The organism is Streptomyces sp. NPDC085460 (genome assembly GCF_044541975.1).
Classification (GTDB): Bacteria; Actinomycetota; Actinomycetes; order Streptomycetales; family Streptomycetaceae; genus Streptomyces.
The window spans coordinates 155,116-177,722 of the sequence record NZ_JBITTO010000006.1; the positions used below are offsets into that span (position 1 = coordinate 155,116).

Below are 22,607 nucleotides of genomic sequence, written 5' to 3' on the forward strand. Positions count from 1 at the left end.
CTTGTTGACGCTTCGTCCAGCAACGTGTGAGCCTGCTGGAGGCGGCGGGACACCGTCACGCCGGAAGGAGTGGTCGATGACGACGCACGAGCTCTACGTGAACCCACCGTCCGGACCCGGCCGGGAGGTCCCGGCCACCGGCGAGGCCCGCTTCTCCTGGGAGTACGACATGGCCGGCGCCGGCCGTGAGCGGCTCCTCGCCCTCTACCAGAAGGGCAAGGACAAGCAGTGGGACGGCGCCCGCCGCATCGACTGGGACCTGGAGGTCGACCCGTACGACCCGCTCGGCACCCCCGACGAGGCGCTCGCCCTCCACGGCACCCGCCACTGGGCCAAGCTCACCGAGAAGGACAAGGGCGAGCTGCGCCGCCACTACGCCTCCTGGAACTTCAGCCAGTTCCTCCACGGCGAGCAGGGCGCCATGGTCTGCGCCGCCCGGATCGTCGAGTCCGCGCCCGACCTCGACGCCAAGTTCTACTCCGCCACCCAGACCATGGACGAGGCCCGGCACGCCGAGATCTACGGCCGCTTCCTCCACGAGAAGATCGGGATGTTGTATCCGATCAACGACGACCTCCAGTCGCTCCTCGACGACACCCTCCGCGACTCCCGCTGGGACATGCCCTACCTCGGCATGCAGGTGCTCATCGAGGGCCTGGCCCTGGCCGCCTTCGGCATGATCCGCGACACCACGGACAAGCCGCTGCCGCGGCAGATCCTCGCCTACGTCATGCAGGACGAGGCCCGGCACGTGGCCTTCGGCCGGATGGCGCTGCGCGACCACTACAAACAGCTCACCGACGCCGAACTGCGCGAGCGCGAGGAGTTCGTCATCGAGGGCTGCTACCTGATGCGCGACCGGCTGCGCGGGGTCGAGGTGCTGGAGAACTTCGGCGTCGGCCGCAGGGAGGCGGAGGAGTTCAGCGAGCGGAGCGACTTCCTGCACCTCTTCAGGAAGCTGCTGTTCAGCCGGATCGTGCCCTGCGTCAAGGACATCGGCCTCTGGGGCGAACGCCTCCAGAGGGCCTACGTCGACATGGGCGTCCTCGACCTCGGCGACTCCAGCCTGGACCTTCTGATGACCGAGGACGAGGAGGTCGCCGAGAAGCTCGACGCCGAGCGGTTCGCGGCGGAGGAGCGGGAGCGGGTGGACGAGGTGGCGCGCGCGATCGCCGACGGCGCGGCGGCGCCGTAGCCGGCCCGGTCAGTCCAGCGGCGCGACCGTGAAGTGGCGCAGCTCCAGCGGGCCGAGGAGGTACTCCTCCTCGCCCGGCAGGACCACCGGCTCGTCGCGCCAGTTCTCCCCGGCGTACGCCACCAGGTCCTCCTCGGACCGCCAGCGGCTCACGTAGAGCAGCGAGCGCGGCGGCGCGACCAGCACCTCGTGGTCCACCAGACCGGGGTTGCGGGCCGGGAAGTCCCGTACCGCGGCGACGATCAACTCGTGGAACGCGTCGAAGCGTTCGGGACGGACGCGGGCCTCGCTCACTCGGACGATCACGTCCGGACCCTCTCACGGACCCGGGCGCGCCGTCACCCCTCACCCCTTCACCGGGTGGACCCCGGGGTCACCTCTCGCGCCGGGGCGCCGCCGGATCACCGCCTCGCCGGGCGGCCTCCGGGGTCGCCTCTCTCGTCGGGCGGCCTCCGGGCGGGCCGACCGGCCGGGGCGGCTTCGTCGCCGCCGCCGGCCCGCCGCGCGGCCCCGGGGCGCCGGACGCGCGGGACTCCGCCTCCAGGCGCAGCGCCTCCCGCATCACCTCCCGCGCGATCGGGGCCGCGCTGCCGCCCCCGCTGATGTCCGCGCGCGCGGCCTCCGCGTCCTCCACGACCACCGCCACCGCCACCGCGGGCCGCCCCGAGCCGTCCGCCTGCGCCCAGGCGATGAACCAGGCGTACGGGGTCCCCGTGTTGCCGAGGCCGTGCTGCGCGGTGCCCGTCTTGCCGCCGACCCGCGCCCCGGGGATCGCCGCGTTCGTGCCCGTCCCCTCCTCGACCGCCTTCACCATCATGCGCTGGAGCTGGAGGGCGGTCGACGGGTTCATCGCCTGCCGGTAGCCGCGGCGCGGGGTGCGGTCCACGGTCGTCCCGCCGTCGGTCGTCGTCCGGTCCACCAGGTACGGCTGCGCGATCTCCCCGGTGTTGGCGACCGCCGCCGCCACCATCGCCATCTGGAGCGGGGTCGCCGTGGTGTTGAACTGCCCGATCGACGACAGGGCCAGCTGGTCCGGGCTCATGTCGCGGTCGAAGTTGGACCTCGCCACCCAGGACGGCACCCGCAGGGTCGGGTCGTCGAAGCCGAATCGTTCCGCCGCCCCGACCATGCCGTCCAGGCCGACGTCCACGCCGAGCCCGGCCATCACCGTGTTGCAGGACCACTGGAGGGCGTACGCGAGGGAGGCGTCCTCGCAGCCCCTCGCCGCGTTCGGCAGCACCTGCCGGGTGCCGGGCAGCACGAAGGGGTCGGGCGTGTCCGTCGGCGCGTCCACGTCCCGCACCACGCCCGCGTCGAGCGCCGCGGCGGCCGTCACGATCTTGAACGTGGAGCCCGGCGGATAGGTCTGCCGCAGCGCCCGGTTGAGCATCGGCTGGTTCGGCGAGGTGGTCAGCCGGGTCCAGGAGTCCTTCACGCCGGGACCCGTGCCGGAGAGCACCCCGGGCTCGTACGAGGGGGAGGAGACGAGCGCCAGGATCCGCCCGCTCGACGGTTCGAGGGCGACGACCGCGCCGCGCTTGCCGTCGAGGCCCCGGTAGGCGGCCTCCTGCATCGGGGCGCGGATCGTCGTCACCACGTCGCCGCCGGGGGAGCGGCCCCGGGTGAGGTCGTTCCACAGCGGCAGCGGCGCCAGCATCGGGTCGGCGCCGGAGAGGATCGCGTCCTCGGCGTGCTCGACCATGGTGGTGCCGTACGTCTGGGAGGCGTAGCCGGTCACCGGCGCGTACAGCGGCCCCCGGCGGTAGGTCCGTTCCCAGCGCAGCTGCTGCCCGCTGTCGCGGGAGCCCGTCACCGGCTTCCCGTCGACGACGATCTCGCCGCGCGGCTCGGCCCAGCGGGCGATGGCGCCGCGCCGGTTGGCCGGGTTGGTGTCCAGCTCCTCGGCCTCGACCAGCATCACGCGGGCCGCGTTCACGAGCAGCGCGACGAGCAGGAGCAGGCAGAGCACGGCGGCCCGCCGGATGTACCGGATCACCGGGCGGCCTCCACCCGGGCCAGTTCGCCCGTGTCCGCCGTCTCCGGCTGCGGCGCCCGCGCCGAGTCGCTGACCCGGATCAGGAGCGCGACGATCACCCAGTTGGTCACCACCGACGAACCGCCCTGCGCCAGGAACGGCATCGCCATGCCGGTCAGCGGGATGAGCCCCATCACCCCGCCCGCGATCACGAAGACCTGGAGCGCCACGATCGACGCGAGCCCGACCGCGAGCAGCCGCCCGAAGGGGTCCCGCAGGGCGAGCCCGGCCCGGTAGCCGCGCGCCACGAAGAGCGCGTACAGCAGGAAGAGCGCGGTGAGCCCGACGAGCCCCAGCTCCTCGCCGGCCGTCGCCAGGATGAAGTCCGACTTGGCGGCGAAGCCGATGAGGACCGAGTGCCCGAGGCCGAGCCCGGTGCCGAGCATCCCGCCGGCGGCGAAGGCGAAGAGCGACTGGGCGAGCTGCCCCGGCCCGTCGCCGGCCCGGATGGAGGCATACGGGTCGAGCCAGTCCTCCACCCGGCTGTGCACGTGCGGCTCGACGGAGCCGATGAGGAAGGCCCCCGCGGCGGCGAGCAGCAGCCCGATCGCGATCCAGCCGGTGCGGCCGGTCGCCACGTACAGCATGATCACGAAGAGGCCGAAGAAGAGCAGCGAGGTGCCGAGGTCCCGTTCCAGGACGAGGACGCCGACGCTCAGCAGCCAGATCGCCACGATCGGACCGAGCACCCGCCAGGTGGGGAACTGGAACTTCCAGATCCGGCGGCCGGCGTACGCGAGCGCGCTGAGGTTGGCGGAGAGGTACGCGGCGAAGAAGACCGCGAGCAGGATCTTCGCGAACTCGCCGGGCTGGAAGGAGAGCCCGCCGATCCGGATCCAGATCCGGGCGCCGTTCACCGCCGGGAAGAAGATCGGCAGGATCATCAGGGCGAGCGCGGCGGCGACGGAGACGTACGCGTACCCCTGGAGGGCGCGGTGGTCGCGCAGCAGCACCACGACCACGATGAAGAGCGTGACCCCGAGCGTGGACCACACCAGCTGGGTGCTCGCCGCGTGGTCGCGGGGGGTCTCCAGGTCGAGCCGGTAGATCAGCACCAGGCCGAGCCCGTTGAGCAGGAGGGCGATCGGCAGCAGGAGCGGATCGGCGTACGGGGCCCGGAACCGCACGGCGAGGTGCGCGAGCAGCGCGAGGAGCCCGAGTCCCGCCCCGTACCGTGCGGCGTCCGGCGGCACGGCGCCGTCGTGGGCGAGCCCCACCGAGGCGTAGCCGCAGACGGAGATGAGGACGGCGCCGAGCAGCAGCACCAGCTCCACCCCGCGCCGCTTCGGGACCCGGACACCGGGCGGCGGCGCGTCCGGGGGCGCGTCCGTGGTCCGAGGTGCGGTCATGGTCGGCAACGTAGCAAGCCGTATGCCGTATGTCCCTTTTGTGTGACGGTGTGCCGTGGGTTGTGTGCCGGTGCGCCGTGGGCCTGTCGGTGCCGGGTCGGTCCGTGGTCCGGGTCGGTCGGCGGTGCCCGGTCGGTCCGCGGTCCGGGTCAGTCGGCGGTGCCGGGTCGGTCCGCGGTCCGGGTCAATCGGCGGTGCCGGGTCGGTCCGTGGGGCCGGTCTCCTCGAACCGTACGTACTCCGGCAGCCGGATCCGCGCCTCCGCCCCGCCCTCCCGCGCCCGGCCGAACTCCAGCTCGGCGCCGATCACCTCCGCCTGCCCCCGCGCGATGGTCAGGCCCAGGCCGTGCCCCTTGCCGCCGCTCTCGGTGCGGAAGCGCTGCGGCCCCGAGACGAGCAGGTACTCCGGATAGCCGGGCCCGTGGTCCCGTACCGTCACGGTCGCCCCGTCCACGGTCACGACCACCGGCGGGCGGCCGTGCCGGTGGGCGTTGGCGACCAGGTTCCCCAGCACCCGTTCGAGCCGCCGCCGGTCCGTCTCCACCGTCGCGTCCCCGACGATCCGCACCTCCGTCTCCGTGCCCGAGGCCCGCACCACCCGCTCGACCAGCGGCCCGAGCTCGTGCACGGCCAGGTCGACGGTCTCGTTGCGAGCGTCGAGCCGGGAGATCTCCAGCAGGTCCTCGGTCAGCCCCCGCATGGCCCGCACCCGGTCCCGCACCAGCTCGGCGGGACGTCCCTCCGGCAGCAGTTCGGCGGCGGCCGAGAGGCCGGTCAGCGGGGTGCGCAGCTCGTGGGCCACGTCGGCGGTGAACCGCTGCTCGCTCTGGAGCTTGCGCTGGAGCGAGGAGGCCATGGTGTCGAGCGCCCCCGAGACCGTCGCCACCTCGTCCTGCGGGCGCCGCGGGTCCTTCGTCCGGGGGTCGTCCACGCGCGCGTCCAGGTCCCCCGCGGTGATCCGGCGGGCCACCTGCGCGGTGGCGTGGAGCCGCCGGGTGACCCGCGTGACCGCCACCACCCCGACGACGAGGGTCGCGGCGATCGCGAGGATCGAGGAGCCGACGATCGACCGGTCCAGGGCGTCGAGGGTCCCCGCGCCCACGGTGTGGTCGACCCGCACCGCGAGGGCGTGCCCGTCCGCCGGGCCCGCCGCCCACACGGTCGGCCGGCCCCGGTGGTCGGCGACGACGGTGCCGCGCTCGCCCCGTGCCGTCAGGTCCCGCAGCTCCTCCGGAAGGCCGGGCGGGTCGAGCCCGGCGAACGGCGGCAGCGGCTCGCCCGCCTCGTACAGCCGGGTCACGTCCGTCAGCCGGGACAGCGCCTTCTCCCGGGCGTCCCGCACGGTCTGCCCGGACACCGAGACGTGCACCAGGGTGCCGAGCAGCGCGGCCAGCGCGCAGCACATCACGGCGATGAAGACCGCGGCCTTCCAGGTGAGCGTCGCGGTCCAGGCGGGCGCCCGGGGCCGGCGCCTCCGGCGCGGGCTCACGGGGCGGGCTCCGGGGCGGGGGTCAGGGCGGGGGTCGGGGTCCGTGGCGGGGTTCGCTCCGGGGTTTGGGTCGGGGTCCGGTCCGGGGTCTGGGTCGGGGTCCGTTCCGGGGGCGTCCGTACGGGCACGATCTCGTCGCGCGCCGGAAGCATGCTGTGCTGCCGCTCGTCCCACGACCACGCGGTCCGGTACTCGTAGCCGGGGATCCCCGCCGAGGCGGCCCGGACGATCAGGTCCTTCCCGGCCAGCTCCACGCTGATCACCTGGTCGACGGTGGACATCACCCGGGTGAGCCCGCCCCGCTCGGCGAGGTACACCCGGACGGCCACCTGCTGCTCGGGCATCCGGATCCCGACGATCAGCTCGTCGCGGCCGTTCCCGGTGAGGTCCCGGTAGTACGGCGAGAGCACCGGGCAGGCCGCCGGCGCGGTGTCGCAGGCGAGGATCGCGCGGGCGGTCTCCTCGTACATGCCGTCGGCGCCGGAGTACGTGTCGGGGTGCGCGGCCACCTCGGCGCGGACCACCGCGACCGGGTCCACGGTCCGCACGTCGCCGTTCCGCACGGCGATCCCCGGCACCCGCTCGGTGTCCGTCTCCCCGTAGTCGACCGGCGGGTCCGAGGCGGGCGGCAGCTCCGGCCAGAGCCGCACGGGCCCCACCGCGGTCGGCGTCGGCCCGTCGCTCGTGAGCCCGCCGCCGGTGCCGCAGCCGGCCAGCGCGACGAGCGCGACGGCGGCGGCGAGGGCGGGGGTGCGGACTCTCACGGGGCTCCCAGGTCGGACGGGCGGTCTCGGAAAGACCATATGTCCAATTAGGGAAGGTCATCCCCCTAGGGGGACGGTGCGGGTCCGCTCACCCGGTCCGGGCGCGCAGCAGGCGCACCGCGTCCTGGGCCGCGGGGGAGAGCGGGACGTCCGGCAGATCGGGCAGCGGGACCCAGGCCACGGCGTCGGTGGAGCCGCCGGTCTCGGAGACTTCCGGGGCCCCGCCCGCCGGGAGGCCGACGGCGTAGAAGAGCGCGGTCAGATGCCAGTCGACGCCGTCCCGCGAGACGGTGTAGCTCCGCGCGTCCAGCAGTTCCGCGCCGGTCGCCTCCAGACCGGTCTCCTCCCGCAGCTCCCGGACCAGCGCCTCCACGGGCTGTTCGCCCGGGTCCACGCCGCCGCCCGGCAGGTGCCACAGGCCGGGGGCGAAGACGGGCGAGGCGTCCGAGAGCCGGGTCAGCAGCATCCGGCCCTCGCGCACCGCGAGGGCGTACGCCGACACGCGCGTCCGCACCCGCCCGGTCACCGCTCGCCTTCCACGGCACGACCGCCCGCGCCCCCTGCCGGCCGCTCCTCCTGCCGGGGCCCGGGGGCGTCCGCGTCCTGTGCGGGCCGCTCGTGCCGCTGCGGGCCGGAGGCGTCCGCGTCCTGAGTGGGCCGCTTCTCCTGCCACGGCCCGGAGCCGTCCGCGTCCTCCGTCGGCCGCCGCTCCCGCCCCGGTCCGGGGGGCTCCGCGTCCCCCGTCGGCCGCCGGTCCCGCCCCGGCCCGGAGCCGTTCGCGTCCCCCGTCGGCCGCTCCTCCCGCCACGGTCGTGCCGGGCGCTCCATCAGGGTCAGGGCCGCGCGGCACAGGGTCAGAAGCTTCTCGTCCTGGTGGATGTCGTGGCTGCCGGAGGCGCCCTCCCGGGCGTTGTGCCGGTGGCGCCGGGTCAGCTCGGTGAGGATCGGCAGCTGCGCCGCCGCCGCGGCCGGGCCCATCTCCGCGAGGCACGCGGCGACTTCCACGCGCGCGTGCCGGTTCTCCTCCCACGCCGCGAGCAGCACCGGCAGCGTCCGCTCCGTCTCCCCGGACACCCGCCACAGCGCCGCCGCGCACCGCACCCGCTCCCACAGGTCCCGCGAGGTGAGCCCCGGCCGCAGCGCCCGCGCCGCACCGGCCGCCGCCGGCCCGATCGCGCCCAGCGCCTGCGCCGCCGCGCACCGGTCGGCGCCCGAGGTGCCGGGCCGCAGCCACCGCACCAGGACCGGCACCACCGCCTCCGCGTCGCCCTCGACCGCCCACAGGGCGCGCGCCGCCGCCGTGGCGACCGACGCCGACTCCGCGCCCAGCAGCTCCCGCAGCTCCGGTACGGCCTCCCGGGCCGCCGGCCCGAACGCGCCCAAGGTCCGCGCCGCCGCCTCCCGCACCCACTCGCGCCGGTGCTCCGGCGCCCCGCGCAGCACCCGCAGCACCTCGGGCAGCGCCTGGCCGCCGCGTACCGCCGCCAGCGCGTACAGCAGCGGGGCCGCCCGGTCGTACAGGTCCTCGTCCAGCTCCACCGCCGCGAGCCTCCGCCGCAGCAGCGGCGCGAGACCGGCGGCGGCGGGCCCGAGGCCGTCGACCGCGTACAGCAGCTCGCGCCGCACCTCGCCCCGCCCCTCCAGCGCCCGCGCGAGCAGCGGTACGGCACGGGCGTCGCCGCTCCGCGCCAGCGCGAGGAGCGCGCCGTCCCGCCCGGTCCTGCCGGTGAGCCCCGCCAGGCCGCCGGCCGCCGCCGAAGCCCCGCCCGGCCCGACGTGCCGCGCCCGCCCGGTGAGGACCCCGGCGAGCGCGTCGGCCGCGGGGGCGCCCAGCTCGAAGAGGCGCTCCAGGAAGGAGGTGGCGGCCTCGCGGAGCCGGGCGTCGGGGTCGGCGAGCTGCGCGCCGACGAGCCCGACGACCTCCTCGTACCGCCCCCGCCAGCGCCGTATCAGCCCGCCGCACAGCCAGATCGCGTCCGAACGCTGCGCCGGGTCGGGGCTCCGCAGCTGGGCCAGGATCAGCGCGATCCGGTCGTCCACCCGGTCGTCGAGCGCGCCGTGCAGCGTCCGCAGCAGCTCCTCGGTCCACGGCGTCCGCCGCCCCGCCGCCTGCTCCCCGAGGAGCTCGCGCACCTGTCCCACGAGCGTCACCGGCAGCCGCGCGGACGCGGCCTCGCCGCCCGCGTCGTCCGCCGCCGGCGCCGTCCGGATCTCCTCCAGGAGCTCCGTCACCCGCCGTACCACGTCCTCCGGGATCCGCCCCGGCGCGCACCGCGCGAGCTGCGCCAGCGCCGCGAGCCGCAGCCCCGGGTCCTGCGCCGCCCGTGCCAGCCAGCCCAGCCAGTCGACGGTCTCGGCGCGCAGCGAGGCGTGCCGCAGCGCGATCCGCCCCACCGCCTCGACCAGCGCCAGGAGCACTTCCGTGTCCGGCTCCACGGTCAGCCGCTCCCGCAGCAGGGTCAGCACGCGCGCGGGGTCCGGGTGCAGCGAGGCCAGCGCCACCGGCGCGGCGAGCCGCACCTCGGGGTCGGCGTCGTCGACGAGGCAGAGGAAGACGTCGGCGCCCGCGGCGACGGCGGCGGACGCCATCGCGAAGTTCGCGGCCGGGACGAACCCGTCGTCGCCGGGGCCGGCACCGGACGGCCCGTCCAGGTCGTCGTCCTCGTCGTCGAGCTCGATCCCGCCGATGCTGGTGAGCAGTTCGACGATGCCGCCGCGGTCCTGGACGGCGGGGTCGGCGACGAGCTCCAGGAGGAAGGGGATGCAGGCGAGCGTGGAGTCGTACACGTCCCCCTGGTGGTGGACGGCGCCGTACATGCCGTCGAGGCCGGCCTCCCGCTCGGCGGGGTCGGGCGAGGCGAGACCGCGGAGCAGTGCCGGCACGTCGTCCGCGGGGCCGTAGGCGTGCCCCAGCGAGGCCCAGTCGACCTCCTCGATCCCCGTCAGCATTGCCAGGCCGCCTTCCCCGTGAGCCCTTCGCCAGGCAGCAAGTGTGCACCACCGGACGCCTGTCGACGCCGAACCGGCGTCACCCGCCCCACGACCGGGGAACGTTCCGCTCGGTTTGCGCCATGTACGGTGCGCGGACCGGTCGTTGCGCACGATTCAGGCCCCGGAACACCTCCCGCGCGTGCGGGGCCCCACACGCGCGCGTGGACCGGGCCGAAGGAGGACGACCGGCGCACGCGCGTGGACCGGGCCGCAGGGGGACGACCGGCACACGCGCGTGGACCGGGCCGCAGGGGGACGGCCGGCGCACGCGCGCGTGGGACCCGGTCACACCCCCTCGCCCCGGAACCGTACGAACGAGGCGGACTCGTGCCGCCCGGCGACCTGCCGCAGCTCGACCGCCGGCGGCCGGGCGATCCGCAGCACCGGCCCGTGCTCGGGGTCGGTCTCCGCCGTCACCCCGCCGCCGGTCTCGGCGACCCGGGCGCCGACCCGCCGGGCCTGCACGGGGGTGAGCCGGGGCGTCGTCGTCAGGGTCCGCCCGTCCGGCAGCCGGACCAGCAGCGCCCGGGGCCGGGCCGCCGGACCGACGAGCCCGACGAGCTCCGCGTCCACGGTCTCGGAGTGCCGCACCTTCCGCCACGACCAGGTGGAACCGGAGCGGTACGCCGACCCCATCGCCTTGGCCACCACCCCCTCCACACCCGCCTCCCGCAGGTCCCGGAACCAGGCCCGCGCGGTCTCCTCGTCCTCCGTGGCCAGCACCCGCTGGAGCGGCGGCCCGGCCTCGCGCAGCGCCGCCCCCAGCAGCTCCCACCGGTCCCGCAGCGGCAGCGCGCGTACGTCCCGGCCGGGCACCGCGAGCAGGTCGAAGGCGATGTACGAGACCGGCACCCCGCTCCGTACCCGGTCGGCGTGCGAGTGGAGCAGGTCGGTGAAGCTGAGCCGCCCCTCCCGGTACGCGCACAGCTCGCCGTCCAGCACGATCCCCGGCGGCAGCCGGTCCGCGAGCGCCGCCGCGATGTCCGGGAACTCGGGGGAGAGGTCGCGCCGGGACCGCGACTGGAGCACCACACGGCCGCCCTCCAGGACGAACGCGAGCGCCCGGAACCCGTCGAGCTTCAGGGAGTACTGCAGGTCGCGGGGCGGCGGAGCCTGGCCGGGAATCTCCTCCGCCGTCCGCGGCCGCATGACGTCGACCGGCGGCAGCAGCACGACCCGGCCACCGCCGTCCGGGCCGCCGTTCACGGCACGCCCCCCGCCCGCCCCGCGTCGAACAGGGGCCCCAGCAGCTCCCCGTACCGCTCCAGACGTGGCGCGATGTCGCCCATCACGAAGGCGAGGTCGGCGGGGTCGGCGCACGCCTCGACCTCCTCCCAGGTGACCGGCGCGGAGACCGTGGGCCGTTCGCGGGCCCGCAGGGTGTAGGGGGTGGCGGTGGTCTTGGCGGCGGCGTTCTGGCTGTGGTCGACGAAGACCTTCCCGGCGCGCAGGGCCTTCGCCATCCGGTGGGTGACCAGCCGCGGCAGCTCCGCCTCCGCCTCGACGGCGAGCCGCTTCGCGTACGCGGAGACCTGCTCGGACGGCGTCGGCAGCACGGGGACCAGCAGATGGAGCCCCTTGGCGCCGGAGGTCTTGGCGAAGGCGTCGAGGCCGTCGCCGGCGAGCCGTTCCCGCAGGTGCAGGGCGACCCGGCAGCAGTCGACGACCGTGGCGGGCGGCCCCGGGTCGAGGTCGAGGACGAGCCGGTCGGCGACGGCGGGGGCGGCTTCCGTCCACTGCGGCGTGTGGAACTCGACGACCAGGTTGGACGCCCACACCAGCGACGGCAGGTCCTGGATCATCACCTGCCGCGCGCGCGGGTCCTCGGTGCGCGGCACGGGCGTGGTCGCCACCCAGGCGGGCGTACCCGGAGGCGGATTCTTCGTGAAGAAGAGCTGCCCGCCGGGCCCGTCCGGATAGCGCAGGAAGGAGACCGGCCGGTCGCGCAGATGCGGCAGGATCGCCGCCTCGACGGTGGCGTAGTAGTGCAGCAGCTCGCCCTTGGTGGTGCCCGTGGCGGGGTGGATGACCTTGCCGAGGTTACTGAGCGTGATGCGCCGCCCCGCCACCTCTGTGATGGGCGTCATACGATGAGACTCCCACGTTTCCGGACAAACCAGTACGAAGGAGATGAGACGTGCGATCCATCTGGAACGGCGCCATATCCTTCGGCCTGGTCAGCATCCCGATCAAGCTGGTGAACGCCACCGAGAGCCGGTCCGTCTCCTTCCGCCAGATCCACGTCGAGGACGGCGGCCGGATCCGCTACCGGAAGGTCTGCGAGCTGGACGGCGAGGAGGTCGGACAGGCCGAGATCGGCAAGGCGTACGAGGACGCCGACGGGACCATGATCCCGATCACCGACGAGGACCTGGCCGCGCTGCCGCTGCCCACGGCCAAGACCATCGAGATCGTCGCCTTCGTCCCGGCGGGCGACATCGACCCGCTCCAGATGGACGCCGCGTACTACCTCTCCGCCAACGGCGTCCCCGCCGCCAAGCCGTACACCCTCCTGCGCGAGGCCCTGAAGCGCAGCGAGAAGGTGGCCGTGGCGAAGTACGCCCTGCGGGGCCGCGAGCGCCTCGGCATGCTCCGGGTCGTCGACGACGTCATCGCCATGCACGGCCTGCTCTGGCCCGACGAGATCCGCGCCCCGGAGGGCGTCGCCCCGGAGACCCCGGTGTCGGTCCGCGAGGCGGAGCTCGACCTGGCGGACGCCCTGATGGCCACCCTCGGCGAGGTCGACATCACCTCCCTCCACGACGACTACCGCGAAGCGGTCGAGGAGATGATCGCGGCGAAGGCGGCGGGCGGCGAGGGCGTGGCTCCTCCTGAGCCCGGCGAGGAAGGCGGCGGCGGCCAGGTGATCGACCTGATGGCGGCCCTGGAGAAGAGCGTCCGCGAGGCGAAGGAGGCCCGCGGCGAACCGGCGGAGGTCACCGACATCAAGAGCCGCCCGGCGCGGAAGACCGCGGCGAAGAAGGCGGCGGCGAAGGAGACCGCGGCGAAGGAGCCGGCCGCGAAGAAGACGGCGGCGAAGAAGGCGACGACGGCCAAGAAGACGACGGCCGGGAAGCAGGCCGCGAAGAAACAGTCCGCCAAGAAACAACCCGCCAAGAAGCAGGCCGAGACCGCCCGGAAGAGCACCCCCCGCAAGCGCACCGCCTGACCGCGGTCCCGGCCCCCAGCCGCCGCGGAAACGTTTCATGCACTACGGTGTAAAAGCGAGGAATGCCCCCATTCAGGTGACGTGTCCACCTTGAGGTCGCGAGCGATGTCCCACAAGCACCACTCGGGCGACGGCGACGAGCTGCTCGCCCGCCTGGGCTCGCTGACCGCCCAGGCGCGCCGCCACGCGGAGCTGCAGCGTTCCCAGGTCGAGCTGGCGCTCGCCCTCCAGCGCGACATGCTGCCCTCGGAGCTCCCCCAGGTGCCCGGCTTCCGACTGGCCGTCGCGTACGCCCCGGCCTGCACCGGCCTCAACGTCGGCGGCGACTGGTACGACGCGTTCATCCTGCCCGACGGCCGCCTCGGGCTCTCCATCGGAGACGTCCAGGGCCACAACATCGAGGCCGCGGCGCTCATGGGACAGATACGGGTCGCCCTGCGCGCCCTCGCGTCGGTCGGCGGCGAACCCGGCGAACTGCTCGCCCGCACCAACGACCTCCTGCTCTCCCTCGGCGGCACCCTCTTCGCCACCTGCACGTTCATGCGCCTCGACCCCGCCAGCGGCATCCTGGAGAGCGCGCGGGCCGGCCACCTCCCCTTCGTCTGGGCGACGGCCGACGGCAGGTCCGGGACGTCCCAGGATGCCGGGGGGCCGCCCCTGGGCATCCTGCCGGGCGCCGAGTACCCCGTCACCCGCTACCGCCTCACCCAGGGCGGCGTCTTCGTCCTGCTCACGGACGGCGTCGTGGAAGGCCCCTCGCTCCCCGTCGACGAGGGCCTCGACCAGGCCGTCCGGCTCGCCGGGGTCGCCGCCGTCGCCGGCCTGTCGCCGGACTCCGTCGCCGCCGCCGTGATCAGGGGCGCCGAACGCGTGGGCCAGGAGGACGACGCGGCGGTCCTGGTCGTGGGCCACGACGAACGAGGCGCCCCTCCGGCGCGTCCGGGACCGTGACGCCCACGGCCGACGGCAGCGCCCCGTACGCCGACGGCATCGCCCCGTACCCCGAGGGCATCCACCCGGACCCCGACGGACCCACCGGGACCCCTTGAACGTCACCGTGAACCTCACCGTGAATGTCACCCCTCCCGACAGGGTTTCACCCGAGGGGCGGGACGGAACGGCCTCTCCCCTCGCCGCCGGGCCCGGGGCGTTGTCTGATGGCTGATGTGCCGACTGCCAAGGAGCTCGATCCGCGCCGCCGGGCGGCCCTGGTGGCCGTCCAGAGCCTCGCGGTCGCCGCGGCCTACTTCGCCGCCGGCCGGCTGGGACTCACCCGGCAGCTCGTCGTCGAAGGCGCGATCTACACCCCGATCTGGCCGCCCACGGGCGTCGCCCTCGCGGCCTTCCTGATCCTGGGACTCCGCGTCTGGGGAGGTGTCGCCCTGGGCGCCCTCCTCGTCATCGCGTCGATCGCCACGCTCCGCCCCCTGGCCCTGGTCAACATCTTCGGCAACACCGCCGCACCGGTCTTCGCCTGCCTCCTGCTGCGCAGGGCCGGCTTCAGCACCCGCCTGGACCGGCTCCGCGACGGCCTGGCCCTGGTCTTCCTCGGCGCGTTCACGGCCATGACGATCAGCGCGACCACCGGCGTCGGCGTCCTCGTCCTCACCGACCGCCTCCCGACCGACGACTTCTGGGCCGTCTGGCTGGCCTGGTGGGTGGGCGACGCCATGGGCGTCCTGATCGTCACCCCGGTCCTGCTCCTCCTGAAGGACGTCCGGCCCCCCTTCCGCCTGGGGCGCTGGAAGGAGGTCGCGGTCCTCACGGCCGTCACCCTCGTGGCCGTCTCGATCGCCACCCAGGGCCGCATGAGCCTCCTCTACCTCGTCTACCCCCTCCTCATCTGGGCGGCCCTCAGCTTCCAGCTCGCCGGCAGCACGCTCTGCGCCCTCTACGCCTCGGTCATGGCCACCGTCGCCGCCACCGACCAGACCGGCCCCTTCGCCGGCCTGACCCAGATCGAAGTCATGATCAAACTCCAGACCTTCAACGGCACCATGGCCCTCACGGCCCTGCTGCTCTCCGCCGTGATCACCGAGCAGCTCAACACCCGCCGCTCCGTGGAACAGGCATGCGAAGAACTCCTGGAAGTCCTGGAACACCTCACCGCCGGCGAATCCCGCCCCCCACCCGCCTGACCGCCCACCCGCAACACGAAGAAACCCCGCGATCGGCGTTTCCGCTGATCACGGGGTCTGTTCGGCACTTCTTGCGAAGTGCCCCCGGCAGGATTCGAACCTGCGCACACGGCTCCGGAGGCCGTTGCTCTATCCCCTGAGCTACGGGGGCTTCGTCGCGCTCTGTGGCGACGGGTAGAACCCTACCAGCTCTCTCGGGGTGCCTGTGAACAGGTATTTCCGGGGCGTCACCAGGGGGAGTTCGCCCGCGTGGGTCGGAAGTGGGCAAAACCCGGACGCAGCCCCTCCCCGCGGCCTACTCTCGTTCACGTGTCAGGCATGTCCGGGCGGGTGCTCGTTGTCGACGACAACAAGGTCATCCGGCAGTTGATCAGGGTCAATCTCGAACTCGAGGGGTTCGAGGTCGTGACCGCGGCCGACGGTGCCGAGTGTCTGGACGTGGTGCACCGCGTCCAGCCCGACGTCGTCACCCTCGACGTCGTCATGCCACGGCTCGACGGCATCCAGACCGCCCAGCGGCTGCGGGAGGACCCTCGGACCCGGCACCTGCCCGTGGCCATCATCAGTGCCTGCGGCGAGGGCGAGGCCGCCCCGGCGGCGGACGCCTTCCTCGCCAAGCCCTTCGAGCCGGCGGAGCTCGTACGGGTCGTCCGGCAGCTGCTGCACCGGGAGCCCCGGCAGCGGCGCCAGGCCGGGGGACCCGACGCGGGAGAGGAGCCGTCCGCAGGGGACGGGACCCCGGGAAGACCGGCCGCCGGGAGCGTGTGCCCCGGGTGGTGAGCGGGCGCGGGAAGCCGACCCCGCCGGCCCCGCCGGCCCGCGCTGACTTCGTACCTGCTCCACGCCGGCCCGTACCGGCCTCACGCCGACCTCGCACCGGCTTCGTACCGCCTCCGGCCCCGTACCGCCCCGTGCCGGCCCCGCACCGGCCGCCCGCCGGCCCCGTGTCGCCCCGCACCGGCCCCGCACCGCCCTCCCGCCGACCGCGTACCGGCCCCGCACCGGCCGCCCGCCGCCCTCCCGCCGGCCCCGCCCCGCCCCCGCACCGTCGCCCGGTAGCCGCCGTCACCCCGTCGGCCCCACCCCTCCTCCCCGGTTTCCGGGTCGGTGCCCGGATGGCGAAACCGGTTCGCGTTCCGACCCCCCTCCTCCCCTAGGCTGGGAGCGTGACCCCCGCGGACCTCTCCCTCACCGTGCAGCACGCCGTGCGCCGCGCGGTCGACGACGGTGCGCTCCGGGTTGACGTCCCGCCGCGCGTCAAGGTCGAGAAGGCCGGGCCCGGCGGGGTGGGGGAGTACGCCAGCAGCGTCGCCCTCTCCCTCGCGCGGCCCGCCGGGCGGCCCGCGCTCGACGTCGCCACCGAACTGAAGGCGCGTCTCGACGGCACCGCCGGGATCCTCTCCGTGGACATCACCGGGCCCGGCTTCCTGAACTTCACCCTGCGGCCCGAGAGTGGCGCCGCACTCGTCCGGGCCGTCCGCGCCGCCGGGCTCTCCTACGGGCAGGGCGACGCGCTCGCCGGGCGGAGCGTCCGGTTCGAGCCCCCCGCCGAGGCCCGCGCCACCGTCGTCGTCGGCTGCCTCACCGGGCTGCTGCGCGGCCAGGGCGCCGACGTGTCCTTCGAGGCCGGCGGCGAGCGGCCGTACGTCCACCCCGGCACCGACGAGACCGCCCGGCTCGGGACCGACGCCGCCCGCTGGCGGCTGCTGCGGGCCGCGCCCCACGACCGGCCCCTCGACGGGCCCCCGCTCCTCGTACGGCACGAACGCAACGCGCTGTTCCGCGTCCAGTACGCCCACTCCCGCGCCCGGCGGCTCCTCGCCAACGGAGCGCAGCTCGGCGTCCACCCCGCGGACGACACCGCCGCGGCCGGCCCGCTCGCCGCGCTGCTCCGCGACCACCCCGACGTCCTCCTCGCCGCCGCCCGCCACCGCGCCCCCGACCGGGTCGCGCGGCACCTCGAAGCCGTCGCCGACGCGCTGCTCGGCTTCCAGCACACCGTTCTGCCGCTCGGCGACGAGAAACCCTCGGTCGCCCACCGCTCCCGGCTCGCGCTCGCCGAAGCCGCCGGGACGGTGCTCGCCGGCGGCCTCTCCGTGCTCGGCATCAGCGCACCCGACCGGATCTGAAAGAGCAGACCAGACATGAGCCGTTCCGCCCACCCCGCAGGCCCCCGCCACGCCGACGTCCTTCCCGAGGGTCACTACACAGCGCCGCCCGCCGACCTGAACACGCTCGACCCCAAGGTGTGGGCGCGGACCGTGGACCGGGACGAGCAGGGCGTCGCGACCGTCGGCGGACTCCGCGTCACCGACCTCGCCGAGGAGTTCGGCACCCCCGCCTACTTCCTCGACGAGACCGACTTCCGGACCCGCTGCCGCGCCTGGGCCGACGCCTTCGGCGCGGACGCCGACGTCTTCTACGCCGGCAAGGCGTTCCTCTCCCGCGCGATCGTCCGCTGGCTGCACGAGGAGGGGCTCAACCTCGACGTCTGCTCCGGCGGCGAGCTCGCCACCGCCCTCTCCGCCGGAATGCCCGCCGAGCGGATCGCCTTCCACGGCAACAACAAGAGCGAGGAGGAGATCCTGCGGGCCGTCGAGGCCGGCGTCGGGCGGATCGTCCTCGACTCCTTCCAGGAGATCGTCCGGGTCGCCCACATCGCCCAGTCGCTCGGCAAGCGGCAGCGCGTCCAGATCCGCGTCACCGTCGGCGTCGAGGCGCACACCCACGAGTTCATCGCCACCGCCCACGAGGACCAGAAGTTCGGCATCGCCCTCGCCGGCGGACAGGCCGCCGAGGCCGTGCGCCGGGCGCTGAAGCTCGACGGCCTGGAGCTCATCGGCATCCACTCGCACATCGGCTCCCAGATCTTCGACATGGCCGGCTTCGAGGTCTCCGCCCGCCGCGTCGTCCAGCTCCTCGCCGAGGTCCGCGACGAGCACGGCGTCGAACTGCCCGAGATCGACCTCGGCGGCGGCCTCGGCATCGCGTACACCTCCGCGGACGACCCGCGCGAGCCGCACGAGATCGCCAAGGCGCTCGGCGAGATCGTGACGCGGGAGTGCGAGGCGGCCGGGCTGCGGACCCCCCGGATCTCCGTCGAGCCCGGCCGCGCCATCGTCGGCCCGACCGCCTTCACGCTCTACCGCGTCGGCACGATCAAGCCGCTCGACGGGCTGCGCACGTACGTCAGCGTGGACGGCGGCATGTCGGACAACATCCGCACCGCCCTCTACGACGCCGAGTACAGCGTCAGCCTCGTCTCCCGCGTCAGCGACGCCGAGCCGATGCTCTCCCGGGTCGTCGGCAAGCACTGCGAGAGCGGCGACATCGTCGTGCGCGACGCCTTCCTCCCCGCCGACCTGGCGCCCGGCGACCTGATCGCCGTGCCCGCCACCGGCGCCTACTGCCGCTCCATGGCGAGCAACTACAACCACGCCCTCCGGCCGCCCGTGGTGGCGGTCCGGGACGGCGAAGCAAGGGTCATCGTCCGGCGCGAGACGGAGGAAGATCTCCTGCGTCTCGACGTCGGCTGATGAAATAGTCGAGTGATGGAATCGATGTCTCAGGATCCGGACGGAGGGCTGAATCCGCCGTCCGGTGAGTGAGACTTGTCCCCATCCCCGCCAGAACCGTAGAGATACGAATCAGAAGTACGAGAAACGAGGGTCGGATGATGCGTACGCGTCCGCTGAAGGTGGCGCTGCTGGGCTGTGGAGTTGTCGGCTCCGAGGTGGCGCGCATCATGACGACGCACGCCGACGACCTCGCCGCGCGCATCGGCGCGCCGATCGAGCTCGCCGGCGTGGCCGTCCGCCGGCCCGACAAGGTCCGCGGCGGCATCGACCCCGCGCTGATCACCACCGACGCGACCGCCCTGGTCAAACGCGGGGACATCGACGTCGTCGTCGAGGTCATCGGCGGGATCGAGCCGGCCCGCGCCCTCATCACCACGGCCTTCGAGCACGGCGCCTCCGTGGTCTCCGCCAACAAGGCGCTGCTCGCCCAGGACGGCACGACCCTGTACGCCGCCGCCGAGGAGCACGGGCGGGACCTCTACTTCGAGGCCGCCGTCGCCGGCGCCATCCCGCTGATCCGCCCGCTGCGCGAGTCCCTCGCCGGCGACAAGATCAACCGCGTGATGGGCATCGTCAACGGCACCACGAACTTCATCCTCGACAAGATGGACTCGACCGGCGCCGGCTACCAGGAGGCCCTGGACGAGGCGACCGCGCTCGGGTACGCCGAGGCCGACCCGACCGCCGACGTGGAGGGCTTCGACGCCGCCGCCAAGGCCGCCATCCTCGCCGGGATCGCCTTCCACACGCGCGTGCGTCTGGACGACGTCTACCGCGAGGGCATGACCGAGGTCACCGCCGCCGACTTCGCCTCCGCCCGGCAGATGGGCTGCACCATCAAGCTGCTCGCGATCTGCGAGCGGGCCGCCGACGGCGAGTCCGTCACCGCGCGCGTGCACCCGGCGATGATCCCGCTCAGCCACCCGCTGGCCTCCGTGCGCGAGGCGTACAACGCGGTCTTCGTCGAGGCGGAGGCCGCCGGCCGGCTCATGTTCTACGGCCCCGGGGCGGGCGGCTCGCCGACCGCCTCGGCCGTTCTCGGCGACGTCGTCGCCGTCTGCCGCAACCGTCTCAACGAGGCGACGGGCCCCGGCGAGTCCGCGTACACCCAGCTGCCCGTGAGCCCCATGGGCGACGTGGTGACGCGGTACCACATCAGTCTCGACGTGGCCGACAAGCCGGGCGTCCTCGCCCAGGTCGCGACGGTCTTCGCCGAGCACGGGGTGTCGATCGACACCGTCCGACAGCAGGGCAAGGACGGCGAGGCCAGCCTCGTCGTCGTCACCCACCGCGCGGCCGACGCAGCCCTCTCCGGGACCGTCGAAGCGCTGCGCAAGCTCGACACCGTCCGCGGTGTCGCCAGCATCATGCGTGTTGAAGGGGAGTAAGGACCCATGACCAACCAGGGCACCCACCAGTGGCGCGGCATCATCGAGGAGTACCGGGACCGCCTTCCGGTCACGGACACGACGCCGGTCGTCACGCTCCGTGAGGGCGGTACGCCGCTCGTTCCCGCTCAGGTCCTGTCCGAGCGCACGGGCTGCGAGGTGCACCTCAAGGTCGAGGGCGCCAACCCCACCGGCTCCTTCAAGGACCGGGGCATGACCATGGCCATCACCCGGGCCAAGGAGGAGGGCGCCAAGGCGGTCATCTGCGCCTCCACGGGCAACACCTCCGCCTCCGCGGCCGCCTACGCGGTGCGGGCCGGGATGGTCTCCGCCGTCCTGGTGCCGCAGGGCAAGATCGCGCTCGGCAAGATGGGCCAGGCCCTCGTGCACGGCGCGAAGATCCTCCAGGTGGACGGCAACTTCGACGACTGCCTGACGCTGGCCCGCTCGCTCTCCGAGAACTACCCGGTGGCGCTGGTCAATTCGGTCAACCCGGTCCGCATCGAGGGCCAGAAGACCGCCGCGTTCGAGATCGTGGACATGCTCGGCGACGCCCCCGACATCCACGTGCTGCCCGTCGGCAACGCCGGCAACATCACGGCCTACTGGAAGGGCTACACCGAGTACGCCGCCGACGGCATGGCGGCCCGCAAGCCCCGCATGTGGGGCTTCCAGGCGTCCGGTTCGGCCCCGCTGGTGCGCGGCGAGGTCGTCAAGGACCCGTCGACCATCGCCACCGCGATCCGCATCGGCAACCCGGCCTCCTGGCAGTACGCGATCGCCGCGCGCGACGAGTCGGGCGGCTTCATCGACGAGGTGACGGACCGTGAGATCCTGCGCGCCTACCGTCTGTTGGCCGCGCAGGAGGGCGTCTTCGTGGAGCCCGCCTCGGCCGCCTCTGTCGCCGGTCTGCTGAAGGCCGCGGAGCAGGGCAAGGTCGACCCGGGCCAGCGGATCGTCTGCACCGTCACCGGGAACGGCCTGAAGGACCCCGACTGGGCCGTCGCCGGCGCCCCGCAGCCCGTCACCGTCCCGGTGGACGCCGCGACCGCCGCGGAGCGGCTCGGACTGGCCTGATCCCGATGCCCCGAACGGGGGAGCGGATGCTCGGGAACGAGCGGAAACTCCCCCGGCCGGGTCAGGCGCCTGGTCGAAACCCGATCAGGAACGTACATAGGCGCACAGGTTGGCGCGCGACACGCATCGTGCGCCTCCCGTGCGCCCTATGTCGCCACAGAACCTTCCTTCGATAGGCTGTACCGAACCCGCCCCGGCGCATATGCGCGGTGTCGTTGCCGTTGTCGCCCCTTCGCGGCCGAACGGCCGAAACGGCCCCCCGGGTTCCCAGCACTTCTCTTGAACACCCCGTTGCCGCAGTCAAGGAGAGTCATCGAGCGATGGCCGGTCCCGCGTTCCGCGCCGCCGCCGTACGGGTGCGCGTCCCCGCCACCAGCGCCAACCTCGGCCCGGGCTTCGACGCCTTCGGCCTGTCGCTGGGGCTCTACGACGACGTCGTCGTCCGGGTCGCCGACTCCGGGCTGCACGTCGACATCGCCGGAGAGGGCGCCGAGACGCTCCCGCGCGACGAGAGCCACCTGCTCGTACGTTCCCTGCGCACGGCCTTCGACCTGCTCGGCGGGCAGCCGCGCGGCCTGGAGGTCGTGTGCGCCAACCGCATCCCGCACGGCCGCGGCCTCGGCTCCTCGTCGGCCGCCATCTGCGCCGGCATCGTCGCCGCCCGCGCCGTGACCATAGGCGGGGACGCCAAGCTCGACGAGGCCGCCCTCCTTGAGCTGGCCACCGAGATCGAGGGCCACCCCGACAACGTCGCCGCCTGTCTGCTCGGCGGCTTCACCCTCGCGTGGACCGAGGCCGGCGCCGCGCGGGCGATCAGGATGGATCCCTCGGATTCCATCGTTCCGGTGGTTTTCGTGCCCGGGAAGCCGGTCCTGACGGAGACCGCCCGGGGCCTGCTGCCCCGCACCGTCCCGCACGTGGACGCCGCCGCCAACGCCGGTCGCGCCGCCCTCCTCGTCGAGGCCCTGACCCGCCGCCCCGAGCTGCTGCTCGCGGCCACCGAGGACCGGCTGCACCAGGAGTACCGGGCCCCCGCGATGCCGGAGAGCATCGCACTTGTGAACCGGCTGCGGGCGGACGGCGTGCCCGCGGTCATCTCCGGCGCGGGCCCCACGGTCCTCGCGCTGGCCGACAACGGGACGGCCGACAAGGTCGCCCTGCTCGCGGGCGAGGGGTGGGCCGCCAACCGGCTCGACCTCGACGCGCCGGGAGCGAGCGTGCTGCCGCTGGCGCCCTGACGGCGCGGCGGCGGACGCCGTACGGGACGCCGGGCAGCGTCCTGAACACGCGATTGCCGGTGAGTGAGAGGGGGAATGTTTGTTGGAGCCGGTAGTGTTAACCTCAAGTCTGCACCCGACCTCTTTGTGGAGCGGTGCGGAGTGTCCCCTCAGGGACCACCCATTCTTCCGGGAGCCTCCCCAACTGCCTGAGCAG

General features: G+C 74.1%; 19 protein-coding genes and 1 tRNA gene. 10 read left to right on the forward strand and 10 right to left on the reverse strand.

Annotated elements, in window-relative coordinates; all coding sequences use genetic code 11:
• The first annotated feature begins 76 nt into the window (after window positions 1-76).
• The gene (locus ACIGHB_RS17115; RefSeq protein ID WP_399913865.1) at window positions 77-1,195 is read left to right on the forward strand and encodes a ferritin-like domain-containing protein; all 1,119 of its coding nucleotides are present in this window, start codon (window positions 77-79) and stop codon (window positions 1,193-1,195) included.
• Between the two features lie 9 nt (window positions 1,196-1,204).
• Here ACIGHB_RS17115 and ACIGHB_RS17120 read toward each other — a convergent pair whose 3' ends face one another.
• The 9 genes from ACIGHB_RS17120 to ligD form a co-directional block, all read right to left on the reverse strand.
• A complete protein-coding gene (locus ACIGHB_RS17120; RefSeq protein ID WP_360321181.1) occupies window positions 1,205-1,501 on the reverse strand; it encodes an antibiotic biosynthesis monooxygenase in 297 nt (98 codons plus the stop codon).
• 67 nt (window positions 1,502-1,568) lie between these two features.
• A complete protein-coding gene (locus ACIGHB_RS17125; protein WP_399913868.1) occupies window positions 1,569-3,191 on the reverse strand; it encodes a penicillin-binding transpeptidase domain-containing protein in 1,623 nt (540 codons plus the stop codon).
• Window positions 3,188-4,579: an FtsW/RodA/SpoVE family cell cycle protein gene (locus ACIGHB_RS17130; RefSeq protein ID WP_360322200.1), complete on the reverse strand. Its 1,392-nt coding sequence runs from the start codon at window positions 4,577-4,579 to the stop codon at window positions 3,188-3,190. The genes ACIGHB_RS17125 and ACIGHB_RS17130 overlap by 4 nt, the downstream gene beginning before the upstream one ends.
• A 184-nt stretch (window positions 4,580-4,763) precedes the next feature.
• Window positions 4,764-6,068, reverse strand: a complete 1,305-nt coding sequence (locus tag ACIGHB_RS17135; protein WP_360322203.1) for a HAMP domain-containing sensor histidine kinase — start codon at window positions 6,066-6,068, stop codon at window positions 4,764-4,766.
• The gene (locus ACIGHB_RS17140) at window positions 6,065-6,832 is read right to left on the reverse strand and encodes a hypothetical protein (RefSeq protein ID WP_399913873.1); all 768 of its coding nucleotides are present in this window, start codon (window positions 6,830-6,832) and stop codon (window positions 6,065-6,067) included. The genes ACIGHB_RS17135 and ACIGHB_RS17140 overlap by 4 nt, the downstream gene beginning before the upstream one ends.
• A gap of 88 nt (window positions 6,833-6,920) precedes the next feature.
• Complete coding sequence (locus tag ACIGHB_RS17145) at window positions 6,921-7,334, reverse strand: NUDIX domain-containing protein (protein WP_360322209.1); 414 nt, start codon at window positions 7,332-7,334, stop codon at window positions 6,921-6,923.
• A 20-nt stretch (window positions 7,335-7,354) separates the two neighbouring features.
• Complete coding sequence (locus ACIGHB_RS17150; protein ID WP_399913876.1) at window positions 7,355-9,781, reverse strand: HEAT repeat domain-containing protein; 2,427 nt, start codon at window positions 9,779-9,781, stop codon at window positions 7,355-7,357.
• A 327-nt stretch (window positions 9,782-10,108) separates the two neighbouring features.
• Window positions 10,109-11,029, reverse strand: a complete 921-nt coding sequence (locus tag ACIGHB_RS17155; protein WP_399913879.1) for a DNA ligase — start codon at window positions 11,027-11,029, stop codon at window positions 10,109-10,111.
• On the reverse strand, window positions 11,026-11,910 hold the full coding sequence (ligD, locus tag ACIGHB_RS17160) for a non-homologous end-joining DNA ligase (RefSeq protein ID WP_360318414.1): 885 nt from the start codon (window positions 11,908-11,910) through the stop codon (window positions 11,026-11,028). Before ligD ends, ACIGHB_RS17155 begins: the two co-directional genes overlap by 4 nt.
• A 50-nt stretch (window positions 11,911-11,960) precedes the next feature.
• Here ligD and ACIGHB_RS17165 point away from each other — a divergent pair, with 50 nt between their 5' ends.
• The 3 genes from ACIGHB_RS17165 to ACIGHB_RS17175 all read left to right on the forward strand — a co-directional run bounded on the left by ACIGHB_RS17165 (window position 11,961) and on the right by ACIGHB_RS17175 (window position 15,130).
• A complete protein-coding gene (locus ACIGHB_RS17165) occupies window positions 11,961-12,992 on the forward strand; it encodes a Ku protein (protein WP_360318416.1) in 1,032 nt (343 codons plus the stop codon).
• Between the two features lie 105 nt (window positions 12,993-13,097).
• Window positions 13,098-13,943 (forward strand): PP2C family protein-serine/threonine phosphatase, encoded by an 846-nt coding sequence (locus ACIGHB_RS17170; RefSeq protein WP_360318418.1) that lies wholly within the window; start codon window positions 13,098-13,100, stop codon window positions 13,941-13,943.
• A gap of 206 nt (window positions 13,944-14,149) precedes the next feature.
• Window positions 14,150-15,130: an MASE1 domain-containing protein gene (locus tag ACIGHB_RS17175; RefSeq protein ID WP_399913883.1), complete on the forward strand. Its 981-nt coding sequence runs from the start codon at window positions 14,150-14,152 to the stop codon at window positions 15,128-15,130.
• A 79-nt stretch (window positions 15,131-15,209) separates the two neighbouring features.
• Here ACIGHB_RS17175 and ACIGHB_RS17180 read toward each other — a convergent pair.
• Window positions 15,210-15,281, reverse strand: a tRNA-Arg gene (locus ACIGHB_RS17180).
• A gap of 158 nt (window positions 15,282-15,439) precedes the next feature.
• Here ACIGHB_RS17180 and ACIGHB_RS17185 point away from each other — a divergent pair.
• The 6 genes from ACIGHB_RS17185 (at window position 15,440) to thrB (ending at window position 22,411) form a co-directional block, all read left to right on the forward strand.
• On the forward strand, window positions 15,440-15,910 hold the full coding sequence (locus ACIGHB_RS17185) for a response regulator (protein ID WP_399913886.1): 471 nt from the start codon (window positions 15,440-15,442) through the stop codon (window positions 15,908-15,910).
• A 386-nt stretch (window positions 15,911-16,296) separates the two neighbouring features.
• On the forward strand, window positions 16,297-17,259 hold the full coding sequence (gene nrtL, locus ACIGHB_RS17190; protein ID WP_399913889.1) for an ArgS-related anticodon-binding protein NrtL: 963 nt from the start codon (window positions 16,297-16,299) through the stop codon (window positions 17,257-17,259).
• A gap of 15 nt (window positions 17,260-17,274) precedes the next feature.
• Window positions 17,275-18,666 carry a diaminopimelate decarboxylase gene (gene lysA / locus ACIGHB_RS17195; RefSeq protein ID WP_360318427.1) on the forward strand — a complete coding sequence of 464 codons (1,392 nt, stop codon included), beginning with the start codon at window positions 17,275-17,277 and terminating at the stop codon, window positions 18,664-18,666.
• A 140-nt stretch (window positions 18,667-18,806) separates the two neighbouring features.
• The gene (locus ACIGHB_RS17200; RefSeq protein WP_360318480.1) at window positions 18,807-20,096 is read left to right on the forward strand and encodes a homoserine dehydrogenase; all 1,290 of its coding nucleotides are present in this window, start codon (window positions 18,807-18,809) and stop codon (window positions 20,094-20,096) included.
• A 6-nt stretch (window positions 20,097-20,102) separates the two neighbouring features.
• Window positions 20,103-21,173: a threonine synthase gene (gene thrC, locus ACIGHB_RS17205; RefSeq protein WP_360318429.1), complete on the forward strand. Its 1,071-nt coding sequence runs from the start codon at window positions 20,103-20,105 to the stop codon at window positions 21,171-21,173.
• Between the two features lie 320 nt (window positions 21,174-21,493).
• Window positions 21,494-22,411, forward strand: a complete 918-nt coding sequence (thrB, locus tag ACIGHB_RS17210; protein WP_360318431.1) for a homoserine kinase — start codon at window positions 21,494-21,496, stop codon at window positions 22,409-22,411.
• Window positions 22,412-22,607: the final 196 nt, after the last annotated feature.